This is a genomic window from Achromobacter sp. ISS7 (assembly GCF_056523125.1).
The window spans coordinates 4,289,934-4,303,352 of sequence record NZ_JAWRZD010000001.1; the positions used below are offsets into that span (position 1 = coordinate 4,289,934).

The window sequence follows — 13,419 nt, forward strand, 5'->3', positions numbered from 1 at the left end:
CGACCTCGTGGAGCAAAGCTATGAAATCACGCGCAGCAGTCGCATTCGGACCCGGCAAGCCGCTGGAAATCGTTGAAATCGACGTCGCGCCGCCGCAGCGCGGCGAAGTGCTGGTGCAGATCACCCACACGGGCGTCTGTCACACCGACGCCTTCACCCTCAGTGGCGACGACCCTGAAGGCCTGTTCCCTGCCGTGCTGGGCCATGAAGGCGCCGGCGTGGTGGTCGAGGTCGGCGAAGGCGTGACCTCGCTCAAGCCGGGCGACCACGTCATCCCGCTCTACACGGCCGAGTGCCGCGAGTGCAAGTTCTGCCTGTCGGGCAAGACCAACCTGTGCCAGAAGGTGCGCGCCACCCAGGGCAAGGGCGTGATGCCCGACGGCACCTCGCGCTTCAGCTATGACGGCAAGCCGCTCTACCACTACATGGGCTGCTCGACCTTCAGCGAATACACCGTGGTCAACGAGATCTCGCTGGCCAAGATCAACCCGGCCGCGCCGCACGAGAAGGTCTGCCTGCTGGGCTGCGGCGTCACCACCGGCCTGGGCGCGGTGCACAATACCGCCAAGGTCAAGGAAGGCGACACCGTGGCCGTGTTCGGCCTGGGCGGCATCGGCCTGGCGGTGATCCAGGGCGCGGTGCAGGCCAAGGCCGGCCGCATCATCGCGGTCGACACCAATCCCAACAAGTTCGTGCTGGCCAGCGCCATGGGCGCCACCGACTGCATCAACCCCAAGGACTACGACAAGCCGATCCAGGAAGTGATCGTCGAGCTCACCGACGGCGGCGTCGACTTCTCGTTCGAGTGCATCGGCAACGTGCACGTGATGCGCGCCGCGCTCGAATGCTGCCACAAGGGTTGGGGCGAGAGCATCATCATCGGCGTGGCCGGCGCCGGCCAGGAAATCAGCACGCGTCCGTTCCAGCTGGTCACCGGCCGCGTGTGGCGCGGCTCGGCCTTCGGCGGCGTCAAGGGCCGCACCCAGCTGCCCGGCATGGTCGAGGACGCGATGAGCGGCAAGATCGACCTGGATCCGTTCGTGACCCACACGCTGCCGCTGGACCGCATCAACGAGGCCTTCGACCTGATGCATGAAGGCAAGTCGATCCGCACCGTGATCCATTACTGATCACGCCCGACTGCCACGGCCACGGGCCCGGCGCGCGAGCGTCGGGCCCGTGGCGTTTGTAACGGCGGCCCGGCCGTGCCCGGCGTTCATCTGCCGGTAGCCTTGGCCCGCGACCATGTCGCCCATGATGGCACCCGGACGCGCGCGAATGACCCCATGGAGAATCCCCGCCGGCATGGCGGCGTCGAGCCTGCTGGCGCTGCTGGCCGCCTGCGGCGGTTCCGTGGGCGGCACGCCCGCGGGCCGGCCCATGGAACTGACGATCCTGCACATCAACGATCATCATTCCAACCTGGACGCGCGTCCCGGGAACCTGCGGCTGCGCAACGCCGCCGGCGCACGCGTCTCCGTCGGCGTGCAGGTCGGCGGCTTCCCCCGGGTGGCCGCCGCCTTCAAGGCGCTGGCCGCGCAATCGCCCAACGCGCTGATGCTGCATGCCGGCGACGCCACCACCGGCACCATGTACTTCAACCGCGCCGGCGAACCGGGGCAGGCCGACACCGCGTTGATGAATACGGTCTGCTTCGACGCCATGGCGCTCGGCAACCACGAATTCGACCTGGGCGACCGCGGCCTGCGGCGCTTCATCGAGCAGCTGCACGCGGGCCGGTGCCAGACGCCCGTGCTCAGCGCCAACGTCGCCTTCGGCGCCGATTCCGTCCTGAACCCCGCGCGCGCGCCCGGCATGGTGCTGCCGTCGGTGGTGCTGCAACGCGCCGGCCAGCCCATCGGCCTGATCGGCCTGACCATCGCCAACAAGACCCGGCAGTCGTCCAGCCCCGACCCCGGCACGCGATTCTCCGACGAGGCCACCGCCGCGCAGCGGCAAATCGACGCGCTGCGCGGCCAGGGCGTCAACAAGATCGTCCTGGTCAGCCATATCGGCTATGACTACGACCGGCAGATCATTGCGCGGCTGAGCGGGGTGGACGTGGTGGTCGGCGGCGATTCGCACACACTGTTGGGCCCCCCGGCGCTGTCGACCTATGGCGTCGGCGCGCCCGCCGGCCCGTATCCCGCCGAACTGCGCGACAGGGACGGCAAGCGCGTCTGCCTGGTGCAGGCCTGGGAATATTCGCAGGTGGTGGGCGAGTTGAAGGTCCGCTTCGACGGCAACGGCGACGTGACCGCCTGTTCCGGCACCCCGCATGTGCTGCTGGGCGATGCCTTCACGATCGCCGGCGCGGCCCCCAGCCCCGCCGACCGGGCCGCCCTGCTGGCCGACATCGCCGCCAGCGGCTTCCTGCGGGTGCAGGCGCCCGACCCGCTCGCCACGGAGGCCTTGCGGCCCTTCAAGGCCCGGGTCGACGCTTTCAGCGCGAGCGTGGTGGCGACGGTGCCGCGCGAACTGTGCTCGCGGCGCGTGCCGGGCGGTCCGGGTTCGCGCGACTACGGCCGCTCCAGCGTCGCCTGCAATGCCCTGGGCAACGTCGACCGGCACGGCGGCGACATCCAGCAGTGGGTCGCGCAGGCCTACCTGGAGATCGCCAATGCCCGCTATGGCGGCGCCGACATCTCGCTGCAAAGCGGCGGCGGCGTGCGCGTGCCGCTGCTGGGTCCGGTGACCGCGGCCAAGGTCGTCGAAGTCGTGCCGTTCGGCAGCCTGCTATGGCGGCTCGAGCTCAGCGGCGCCGAGGTCAAGCGCATGCTGGAGGACGGCATGCAGGCGGTCTACGGCCCCGGCGGTTCGACCGGCCCGTACCCCTATGCGGGCGGATTGCGCTGGGACGTGAACGCCGCGCTGGCCGAAGGCAGCCGCGTGTCGAACATCGAGGTGCGTGACAACGCCAGCGGCAACTGGCTGCCGCTGGACCCGGACCGCACCTACAAGCTGTTCGTCCTGAGCTTCAACGCCGCCGGCGGCGATGGCTACAAGACCCTGGCCAACGTGCCGGCGGCGCGCCGCCAGGACATCGGCGTGCTCGATGCGGATGTCCTGCAGGCCTACATCGACAAGCAGGCCAGGGATCCCGTGTCCGGCCTGCCGGTGCTGAACCCGCTGCCGATCAGCCAGTACAGCACCAAGACGTACAGCGAGTAAGCGCACCCGCCGGCCGCCTCGCCAAAGCGCGGCCGGCGCCGCGACCCGCGCCCGCCGGCGCTAGCCCAGGCAGGTGGCGCTGCTCTGCACCGCCGCGCCCACCAGTACTCCCGCCGACATCAGCTTGTAGCGCAGTCGCGGCGCGCGGCGCTGGCCGGCTTCGTCATAGATCCGCTCGGTATCGCGCACGAAGGCCTCCAGCGAAAAGTCCCGCACCGCCCGGCGCCGCGCGGCGGCCGCCATCCAATCGAGCAGGATGCGGTTCTCCAGGATCTCCGCCAACGTCTCCGCCACCCGCGGCGGCGCCGACACCGGCACGATCCAGCCATTGCCGCCTTCCGTGACGTTCTCGGCCAGGCCGCCGGTGTCGCTGACGATGACCGGCCTGCCCGCCGCCATCATCTCGCGGCAGGCAAAGGAAATCGTCTCCAGGCGCGACGACAGCACGAAGCCCACGTCCATCGCCGCCAGCAGCGGCCGCACGTCGCGCAGCAGGCCCGTGAACACCACCGCGCCGGTCATGCCCAGCGCCTCGACACGCCGCAGATCGGCGGCCGAGGGCGGCAGGCCGGCGATCAGCACCGCGACCTGTTCGCGCTGCGCCGGCGGCAGCAGGGCCACGGCCGCCACCATGTCCAGCCAATTCTTGTAGCTGGCCGTGCCGGCGTGGCTGCCAACCACCAGGCGGTCGCGCAACGCCGGCGGCAGCAACTGCTCACGCGCCCGGGCGGCCTCGCCGGGCGCCGCCGGGCGGTAGCGCGCCGTGTCGACGCCGTTGCGCACCAGCCGCAGGTCCCGCGGGCGGAAGGCCGACCGGCCCATGCCGTCGAAGGTATGCTGGCTGACGCAGATGACGCGATCGGTCGCCAGCATGGCGCGCAGCCGCGCGCCCAGGCTGCGGGGATGGCGGCCATTGTGCTGGGTGTAGACGATGAACGGCCGCGGCGGCCCCAGGCCGGCGGCCGCCAGCATGCACAGGCGATGGTCCGCCGAGCCGTTGACGTGGATCACGTCGAACGCCTCGGCCCGCAACAGCGCGCGCAACTGGCGCAAGGCGCGCCATTGCCGCGCCGGCGCGCCCTTGAACTGCAGCGCGACCGTGCGCACGCCGGGCAGGGCGGCCGCTTCGTCAAGCAAGCGGCTGCCGCGCGGCGCGGCGACCGTGACGTCGGCGCGCCCGGCCAGCGCCCGCGCCAGCGACATGACGTAGGTGGTGTGGCCGCCGCCGTCGCCCAGGTGGAAGTTGGTGTACAGGATCTTCATCGCCCGCCCTCAATCCTCCCGTAGCGCCTGGCACAGGGCGGCGGCGTACTCCGGGCCATTGCGCATCCGCGCATAGGTCGCGTAGTGCTGGCGGTAGCGCTCGCTGTAGACGTCCGGCAGGGGCCGCGCGCGCGACAGCTGCGACATGCCCGAGGCGCGCCACACCTCGACCTGCGCGCGCACCTCGGCGCGCGTGAGCTGTCCCTGCGCCTGCCGGCGCTCGAAGGCGTCGCGCACGGACTCCGGCAGATCGCACGCCCTGTTCGCCGCCGCCGGCGCGTCGCCGGCGGGCGCCGGCCGGGCCGCCGACGCCTGCGATCCGGCCATCAGTCCCGCCACCACCGCGACGCATCCGGCCGCCTGTTTCCATCGCTGCATCGCTGCTCCCTGGCGCCCACCCCGCGCCGCCGATGGGCGCGGCCGATGAACAGGAACAGTCTAGGAAGCGCGGCGCGACAGGACGCGAACAGGAAAATTAGTTTTCTGTAATGTGGCCGCCGGCGATCCAGAAGCCGATGGTGGTGACGCCGCCCTCGGAGCAGGCGAACGGACGCCCGCCGTGCATGCGCGCGATGGCGGCGACGATGGCCAGTCCCAGGCCATGGTGATTGGCGTCGAACGGCCGCGCCGCGTCCATGCGGTAGAAGCGGTAGAACAGCCGCGGCAGATGCTCCTGGCCGATCGGCTCGCCATGGTTGCGCACCGCGATGCGCACGCCTTGCTCGCCGCGGTCGATCAGCAGGTCGATGCGGCTGCCGCGATGGGCGTAGCGCACCGCGTTGGACACCAGGTTGGACACGGCGCGCTGCAACAGCGGGCGGTCCACCTGCGCCGCCGCCTCGCCGGACACGGCGAACGACACGCCCGCATCCATCGCCTCGGCCTCGTGGTAGTCGGCGATCTCGCTCACCACCTGCGCCAGGCTCGGCGTCCAGCTGCCGCGGGCGCGGGCGCCCCGATCGGCCTGCGACAGGAACAGCATGTCGTTGACGATGCCGGACAGCCGCTGCAGTTCCTCCAGGTTGGACCCCAGGATCTCGCGCAGCACCGCTTCGGGCCGCCTGGCGCTGAGCGCCAGCTCGGTCTCGCCGATCAGGGTCGCCAGCGGCGTGCGCATCTCGTGCGCCACGTCTGCATTGAAGCCTTCCATCTGCACGTAGGCGCGCTCCAGCCGCTGCAAGACCGCGTTGAACTGATGCACCAGCGGCCGGATTTCCTCGGCCTGGTGACTCTCGTCCAGCCGTTCGCCGATGCGGTCGGGCGACAGCCTGGCGGCCTGCCGTCCGAGTTCATCGACCGGCGCCAGGGCGCGCCGCACCAGCCGCGTGCCGATCGCCGACACCACGATGGCGCCGGCCAGCGCGCAGCCCAGCAGTGTCCACGCCAGCGCCGCGCGCAGGTGCAGGTCGGAGGTGATGTCCAGCACCAGCTCCGCGTTCATCGAACCGCCCGGCGAACCCGGCACCGGCAGAGTGAAACTGATACGGCGGTCATGCCCGGCATCGCCATCGTCGGGCGCGCCGTACACCACCCTGGCGCCATCGATTTCCAGCGCCAGCGAGAAATCGGGACGGCCGTAGAAGAAATCCTCGAGCTTGTGGCGCAGCGAGGCCGAGTCGCCCTTGGCGGCGTTTTCCTCGACCAGATGCTTGATGACTTCCACCTTCTGCGCCAGCAGCGCTTCCTGGCGGATGGAGAGATTGCGATTGGTGGCCCAGTACACCGCCACGCACACCAGCCCCAGGCCGGCGAACGTCAGGATCGCCAGCCAGCGCGTGAGCCAGCGGCGCAAGGAACGGGGCCGCGCGACGGCCATCAGTCTTCCCGCACTTCCAGCACGTAGCCCATGCCGCGCACGGTGTGCAGCAGCTTCTTCTCGAACGGGTCGTCGACCTTGCCGCGCAGGCGCCGCACCGCCACCTCGACCACATTGGTGTTGCTGTTGAAGTTGATGTCCCAGACCTGCTCGGCCAGTTCCAGCCGCGACAGCACCTCGCCCTGCTTGCGCATCAGCAGGGCCAGCAGCGTGAATTCCTTGGCGGTCAGGTCCAGCCGGGTGCCGGCCCGATAGGCGCGCCGGCGCAGCAGGTCGAGTTCCAGGTCGCCGATGCGCAACACGTTCTGGCCGCCGGCCTCGGCCACGTTGTGGCCGCTGCGGCGGCCCAGCGCCAATACCCGCGCCAGCAGCTCGGACAGCGCGAACGGCTTGGCCAGGTAATCGTCGGCGCCGTCGCGCAGGCCTTTCACGCGGTCTTCCAGCTTGTCGCGGGCGGTCAGCATCAGCACGGGCACCCGATCGGTCTTGCGCAACTCGTGCAGCACCGAAAAGCCGTCCATGCCCGGCAGCATCACGTCCAGCAGCACCAGGTCGTACTGGCTTTCACGCGCCAGGTGCAGGCCGCTGACGCCGTCCATGGCCACGTCGACCACGTAGCTGTGCTCGGTGAGCGCGCGGCGCAGGTACTCGGCGAGTTTTTTTTCGTCTTCAATGACCAGTATCTTCATGAGGCCCCGGATGGAGAAAGGGACGAACCACGACGCAGTGCCACCCCGCGGTGCCACCTATTCTACGTTCGCGGCGGCGAAAAACGGCGCCCGCCGTCCGGGCGCCGCAGCGCGGGACGGCGAAAGCCGGGCCGGCCGACCCGCCGGCGACATGGAAAGGGCGCGGCGCGGTCAACCCGGCGTGTAGATCGACGCCAGGCGGGCGCGCTCGGCCGGCGTCATCGCCTCGACTTCCGCCAGCGCGTCGGCGCGGGTGCGCGACGTGCCTTGCTTGGCCCAGCCCGGCTTGCCCAGGTTGTAGTAGGTGAAGAACCACTGCCGCTTGTCGGCCTTGGCGGCCGCCAGCTCGCCGGCGACCTGCTCGCCGGTCTTGCCCGCGGTGGCGTGGCCCGGCGCGATGCTGTAGCCGATCTCGGTATCGGTCTGGTGCCAGGTGCTGTTGGCGCTGGCCAGGGCCGGCACGGCCAGGGCGCCGCACAGGGCGAGGGTGGCGACGATGCGTTGCTTCATGGATATCTCCTAGTTCCGTTGACTTGCCGGGGCGGCTGGGATGCCGCGCCTGCACGCTTGCCGGGCTGACAGACCCCAAGCGGTGAAGACACTTTACGGACGCGACCACGTCAATTCGCCAACACGCCGATTACGAATTCGTAAGGCGCGCGAACCTTACGGAAATGTCATTTTTCTGTCGGGGATCTGACGAGGCCCGTTGGATAGAGTGCCCACCAATGCCTGCCTCAGCCCGAGTCCGTGGCGCCCTCCCTTGGTTGACCTCATGCGTTTATCCCCGATACCGCTCGCCCTGGCGGCCGCCCTGTGCCTCGCCCCGGCCTGGGCCCAGCCCGGCCCCGACCGCCCCGCCGTCCCGCTTCGCGCCGCGCCAGCCGCCCAGCCGCTGACCCTGGAACAGGCCCTGGCCACCGCCTATGAACGCAGCCCGCTGCTGGCGGCCGCACGCAACGAGGCCGCGGCCAGCGAAGGCCAGCTCACGCAGGCCGGCGTCATCCCGAATCCCAGCATCGAGGTCGGCATCGACGACAACCGCCGCGCCACGCGCACCACCACCACCACGCTGAGCATGCCGGTGGAGCTGGGCGGCAAGCGCGCCGCGCGCATCAAGGCCACGGGCCTGGCGCGCGACATCGCCCAGCGCGACCTGTCGAGCGCGCGCGCCGACCTGCGCGCCGCCGTCATCGCCGCCTTCTTCGACGTGGCCGTGGCGCAGGAGACCGTGCGGGTGTCGCAGGGCACCGTGGAGATCGCGCAGAACGCCCTGCGCCTGGCCGAGCGGCGCGTGGCGGCCGGCAAGGCGCCGCCGCTGGAAGGCAGCAAGGCCCGCGTCGAGCTGGCCAATGCGCGCATCGAGGCGCGCGCCGCCGACAGCGCGCTGCAGGCCGCGCGTCGCACGCTCGGACAACTGTGGGGCGCGCCGCAGCCCGACTTCACGCAAGTGGGCGCCGACCTGGGCACGCTGCCGCGACGCGAGGCCATCGACGACCTGCGCAGCGCGCTGGCCACCTCTCCCCGCATGGAGGCCGGCCGCCTGTCGGTCGAGATGGGCCGGGCGCAGCTGGAGGTCGAGAAAAGCAAGCGCTACCCCGACATCACCCTGAGCGCCGGCGTCGCGCGCGACAACGAGCAGGGCCGCAACAAGGCCCAGTTCGGCGTCGCGATCCCGCTGCCGCTGTTCGACCGCAACCAGGGCAACGTCTATTCGGCCACGATGCAGTCGTACAAGGCGCAGGACCTGTACCGCGAGCTGGAGTCGCGCCTGACCGCCGACCTGCTGCAATCCGTATCGCAGTTCGACCTGGCCGCCAATTCGGTGCGCGAATACCGCGACGCCGTGCTGCCCGGCGCCACCGAAGCCTACGACAGCGCCCGCAAGGGCTTCGAGGCCGGCAAGGTCAGTTTCCTGGAAGTGCTGGACGCGCAACGCACCCTGTCGCAAGGAAACATCGGCTACCTGAATGTCCTGGCCAGCGCCTATCAGGCTGCCGCGGACATCGATCGCATTCTCGGACGTTGAACCCCACCACTGCCATGACCATGCACACCGCGCTTTCCGCCTTCTCCCGCCCGGCGCTGGCCGCCGCCCTGTCCGCCGCCTGCCTGCTGGCGCTGGCCCTGCCGCGCCCGGCCCTGGCCGACGCCGCCGGCAACGGACACAGCCATGCCGCCGCCGAGGCAACGCCCGCTGGCAAGGCCGGCCAGGCCGACGCCCCGGCCGATCATGACGAAGACAAGATCACGCTGAGCGCCGAACAGATCCAGGCCGCCGGCCTCGGCATCGAAACGGCCGGCCCCGCGCGGCTGGAGACCGCTTCGCAATTCCCCGGCGAGATCAAGTTCAACGCCGACCGCACCGCGCACGTGGTGCCGCGTCTGGCCGGCGTGGTGCAGGAGGTCTCGGCGGACCTGGGCCAACAGGTCAGGCAAGGCGACCTGCTGGCGGCGCTGTCGAGCACCGCGTTGTCGGAGCTGCGCAGCGAATGGCTTGCCGCCAGCAAGCGCCGCGACCTCGCCGCCGCCACGCACCAGCGCGAACTCAAGCTCTGGCGCGAGAAGGTGTCGGCCGAACAGGACTACCAGCAGGCGCGCACCGCGTTGCAGGAGGCGCAGATCGCAGTGCAGAACGCCGCGCAGAAACTGGCGGCCATCGGCGCGCCGCCGCAGTCCAGGGACCTGAGCCGGCTGGAGATCCGCGCGCCGTTCGACGGCGTGGTGGTCGAAAAGCACATCGCCCTGGGCGAGGCGCTGCCCGACACGGCCAGCATCTTCACGCTGTCGGACCTGCGCACGGTCTGGGCGGAATTCGTGATCGCGCCCAAGGACCTGCAGGACGTGCGCGTCGGCGAGACCGCCAGCGTCGCCTCGGCGGCCTTCTCCGGGCAGGCCCGGGGCAAGGTCTCGTACATCGGCTCGCTGCTGGGCCAGCAGACCCGCACGGCCACGGCCCGCGTCACCCTCGACAACCCCGACATGGCGTGGCGCCCGGGCCTGTTCGTGTCGGTCAACGTGGTCACCAGCAGCGCCGACGCGCCGGTGGTGGTGGCGGCCGACGCGGTCCAGACCGTCGAGAACGAATCGGTGGTGTACGTCGAAACGCCAGGGGGCTTCCTGGCCCGGCCGGTCAAGCTCGGCCGTACCGCCGGCGAACAGGTCGAAGTGCTGTCGGGCCTGGCCGCCGGCGCCCGCTACGTCGCGCGCAACGCCTTCGTGCTGAAGGCCGAGCAGGGCAAGGCCAGCGCCAGCCACGCGCACTGAGCCGGAGCATCCAGACATGTTCGAACGCCTGATCCGCTTCGCCATCGAGCAACGATGGCTCGTCATCTTCGTTACCCTGGGCGTCGCCGCCATCGGGGTCTACAACTACACCCGGCTGGCCATCGACGCCGTGCCGGACATCACCAACGTGCAGGTGCAGATCAACGTCGGCGCGCCCGGCTATTCGCCGCTTGAAACCGAACAGCGCATCACCTATCCGATCGAGACCGTCATGGCGGGCCTGCCCGGCCTGCAGCAGACCCGCTCGCTGTCGCGCTACGGCCTGTCGCAGGTGACGGTGATCTTCAAGGACGGCACCGACATCTATTTCGCGCGCCAGCTGGTCAACCAGCGGCTGCAGGAGGCCAAGGAAAGCCTGCCCGAAGGCATCACGCCGACCATGGGCCCGATCTCGACCGGCCTGGGCGAGATCTACCTGTGGACGGTGGAGGCCGAGCCGGGCGCGACCAAGGAAGACGGCACGCCCTACACCCCCACCGACCTGCGCGAGATCCAGGACTGGGTCATCAAGCCGCAGCTGCGCAACATCACCGGCGTCACCGAGATCAACTCGATCGGCGGCTTCGCCAAGGAATACCAGGTCGCGCCCAACACCGAGCGGCTGGCCTCCTACGGCCTGTCGCTGACCGACATCATGACGGCGCTGGACCGCAACAACGCCAACGTCGGCGCCGGCTACATCGAGCGCAAGGGCGAGCAGTACCTGATCCGCGCGCCCGGCCAGGTGCGTTCCATCGACGACATCCGCGACGTGGTGCTGACCGCCGTGGACGGTCAGGCCATCCGCATCCGCGACGTGGCGGACGTCAGCATCGGCCGCGAGCTGCGCACCGGCGCCGCCACCGACAACGGCCAGGAAGTGGTGCTGGGCACGGTGTTCATGCTGATCGGCGAGAACAGCCGCGCGGTGTCGCAGGCGGTGTCGGCGCGCATCGACGCCATCAACAAGACCCTGCCGGCCGGCGTCCAGGCCGTCACCGTGTACGACCGCAGCAACCTGATCGACAAGGCCATCGCCACGGTCAAGAAGAACCTGCTGGAAGGCGCGGCCCTGGTGATCGTGATCCTGTTCCTGTTCCTGGGCAACATCCGCGCCGCGCTGATCACCGCCATGGTGATCCCGCTGTCGATGCTGTTCACCTTCACCGGCATGGTCACCTACAAGGTCAGCGCCAACCTCATGAGCCTGGGCGCGCTGGACTTCGGCATCATCGTCGACGGCGCCGTGGTGATCGTCGAGAACTGCGTGCGGCGGCTGAGCCACGCGCAAGAGCAGCAGGGCCGGCCGCTGACCCGCAGCGAGCGCTTCCACGAGGTCTTCGCCGCCGCGCGCGAGGCGCGCCGGCCGCTGCTGTTCGGCCAGCTCATCATCATGGTGGTGTATCTGCCGATCTTCGCGCTCAGCGGGGTCGAGGGGCGCATGTTCCACCCCATGGCCCTGACCGTGGTGCTGGCGCTGCTGGGCGCGATGATCCTGTCGGTCACCTTCGTGCCGGCCGCGGTGGCGCTGTTCATCGGCAAGAAGGTGTCGGAAAAGGAAAACCGCCTGATGCTGTGGGCCAAGCGCCGCTACGCGCCACTGCTGGACCTGGCCCTGCGCCGCACGCCCCTGGTGCTGGCGGCCGCCACCCTGTTCGTGGCGGTGTGCACAGTGATCGCCGCGCGCATGGGCAGCGAGTTCATTCCCAACCTGAACGAAGGCGACATCGCCATCCAGGCGCTGCGCATTCCCGGCACCAGCCTGAGCCAGTCGCTGGAGATGCAGAAGCAGCTGGAGACCCGGCTGAAGCAGAAATTCCCCGAGATCGAGCGCGTCTTCGCCCGCACCGGCACCGCCGAGATCGCCTCCGACCCGATGCCGCCCAACATCTCCGACGGCTACATCATGCTCAAGCCGAAGGACCAGTGGCCCGCGCCGCGCAAGACCCAGGCCGAGCTGTTGCAGGCAATCCAGGAAGAGGCCGCGCAGATTCCCGGCAACAACTACGAGTTCTCGCAACCGATCCAGCTGCGCTTCAACGAGCTGATCTCCGGCGTGCGCAGCGACGTCGCGGTGAAGATCTTCGGTGACGACAACGAGGTGCTGAACCGCTCGGCCGCCGAGGTCGCCCAGGTGCTGCAGGCGATTCCCGGCGCCTCCGAAGTCAAGATCGAGCAGACCACCGGCCTGCCGGTGCTGACGGTCAACATCGATCGCGCCCGCGCCGCCCGCTACGGGCTGAACCTGGCCGACGTGCAGGACACGCTGGGCATCGCCATCGGCGGCCGCGAGGCCGGCACCTTCTTCCAGGGCGACCGCCGCTTCGACATCGTGGTGCGCCTGCCGGAAACGGTGCGCGAGAGCATCCCGGCCCTGCGCAAGCTGCCCATCGCCCTGCCCAAGGGCGACGCGCAGGCGCAGACCGCCTACATCCCGTTGTCCGAGATCGCCACCTTCGACCTGGCGCCCGGGCCCAACCAGATCTCGCGCGAGGACGGCAAGCGCCGCATCGTCGTCAGCGCCAACGTGCGCGGCCGCGACCTCGGGTCGTTCGTGATGGATGCCGAGAAGGCGCTGGCCGAGAAGATCAAGGTGCCGGCCGGCTACTGGACTGCCTGGGGCGGCACCTTCGAACAGCTGCAGTCGGCGGCCCAGCGCCTGCAGATCGTGGTGCCCGCCGCGCTGCTGCTGGTGTTCGGACTGCTGTTCGCCATGTTCGGCAACATCAAGGATGGCCTGATCGTGTTCACCGGCATTCCGTTCGCGCTGACGGGCGGCGTCATCTCGCTGTGGCTGCGCGGCATTCCGCTGTCGATCACCGCGGCGGTCGGCTTCATCGCGCTGTGCGGCGTGGCGGTGCTGAACGGCCTGGTGCTGCTGTCGTTCATCAGTTCGCTGCGCGAGTCCGGCAAGCCGCTCGACCAGGCGGTGCGCGAGGGCGCCCTGACGCGGCTGCGGCCGGTGCTGATGACCGCGCTGGTGGCCTCGCTCGGCTTCGTGCCCATGGCGATCGCCACCGGCACCGGCGCCGAAGTGCAGCGGCCGCTGGCCACCGTGGTCATCGGCGGCATCATCTCGTCGACCATCCTGACGTTGCTGGTGCTGCCCGCGCTGTACCGCCTGATGCACCGCAAGGACGCCGAGGAAATCGAGCTGGCGCAGAGCGAGGCGCGGCGCCAGGAGACGGCCGCCGGCTGACCCAGCAGGCGCCA

At 70.0% G+C, this 13,419-nt stretch carries 10 protein-coding genes; 5 read left to right on the forward strand and 5 right to left on the reverse strand.

The genetic code is table 11. From position 1 onward, the window contains the following. Positions 1 to 20 precede the first annotated feature (20 nt). The gene (locus AC1HFW_RS19335) at positions 21 to 1,130 is read left to right on the forward strand and encodes an S-(hydroxymethyl)glutathione dehydrogenase/class III alcohol dehydrogenase (RefSeq protein ID WP_006392429.1); all 1,110 of its coding nucleotides are present in this window, start codon (positions 21 to 23) and stop codon (positions 1,128 to 1,130) included. 148 nt (positions 1,131 to 1,278) lie between these two features. Then, on the forward strand, positions 1,279 to 3,171 hold the full coding sequence (locus tag AC1HFW_RS19340; protein ID WP_479284961.1) for a bifunctional metallophosphatase/5'-nucleotidase: 1,893 nt from the start codon (positions 1,279 to 1,281) through the stop codon (positions 3,169 to 3,171). A 60-nt stretch (positions 3,172 to 3,231) separates the two neighbouring features. Here the strand turns inward: AC1HFW_RS19340 and AC1HFW_RS19345 are convergent, their stop codons facing one another. From AC1HFW_RS19345 to AC1HFW_RS19365, 5 genes are all read right to left on the reverse strand, one after another. Continuing rightward, positions 3,232 to 4,434 (reverse strand): glycosyltransferase, encoded by a 1,203-nt coding sequence (locus AC1HFW_RS19345; RefSeq protein ID WP_479284965.1) that lies wholly within the window; start codon positions 4,432 to 4,434, stop codon positions 3,232 to 3,234. Between the two features lie 9 nt (positions 4,435 to 4,443). Further along, positions 4,444 to 4,812, reverse strand: coding sequence for a hypothetical protein (locus tag AC1HFW_RS19350; RefSeq protein ID WP_209440270.1), 369 nt, complete (start codon positions 4,810 to 4,812; stop codon positions 4,444 to 4,446). 97 nt (positions 4,813 to 4,909) lie between these two features. Further along, positions 4,910 to 6,250: a heavy metal sensor histidine kinase gene (locus AC1HFW_RS19355; RefSeq protein WP_241067292.1), complete on the reverse strand. Its 1,341-nt coding sequence runs from the start codon at positions 6,248 to 6,250 to the stop codon at positions 4,910 to 4,912. Next, positions 6,250 to 6,939 (reverse strand): heavy metal response regulator transcription factor, encoded by a 690-nt coding sequence (locus tag AC1HFW_RS19360; protein ID WP_006392423.1) that lies wholly within the window; start codon positions 6,937 to 6,939, stop codon positions 6,250 to 6,252. Before AC1HFW_RS19360 ends, AC1HFW_RS19355 begins: the two co-directional genes overlap by 1 nt. 171 nt (positions 6,940 to 7,110) lie before the next feature. Continuing rightward, positions 7,111 to 7,449: a hypothetical protein gene (locus tag AC1HFW_RS19365; RefSeq protein ID WP_061072694.1), complete on the reverse strand. Its 339-nt coding sequence runs from the start codon at positions 7,447 to 7,449 to the stop codon at positions 7,111 to 7,113. Between the two features lie 265 nt (positions 7,450 to 7,714). Between AC1HFW_RS19365 and AC1HFW_RS19370 the strand changes: the two genes are divergently transcribed. Genes AC1HFW_RS19370 through AC1HFW_RS19380 form a run of 3 tightly spaced genes read left to right on the forward strand, consistent with a single transcriptional unit; the run spans position 7,715 to position 13,405 of the window. After that, positions 7,715 to 8,968 (forward strand): TolC family protein, encoded by a 1,254-nt coding sequence (locus AC1HFW_RS19370; RefSeq protein ID WP_479284972.1) that lies wholly within the window; start codon positions 7,715 to 7,717, stop codon positions 8,966 to 8,968. A gap of 14 nt (positions 8,969 to 8,982) precedes the next feature. After that, positions 8,983 to 10,206 (forward strand): efflux RND transporter periplasmic adaptor subunit, encoded by a 1,224-nt coding sequence (locus AC1HFW_RS19375; RefSeq protein ID WP_479286529.1) that lies wholly within the window; start codon positions 8,983 to 8,985, stop codon positions 10,204 to 10,206. A gap of 16 nt (positions 10,207 to 10,222) precedes the next feature. After that, entirely contained in the window at positions 10,223 to 13,405 is a 3,183-nt protein-coding gene (locus AC1HFW_RS19380) for a CusA/CzcA family heavy metal efflux RND transporter (protein WP_479284973.1), read from the forward strand. Positions 13,406 to 13,419 lie beyond the last annotated feature (14 nt).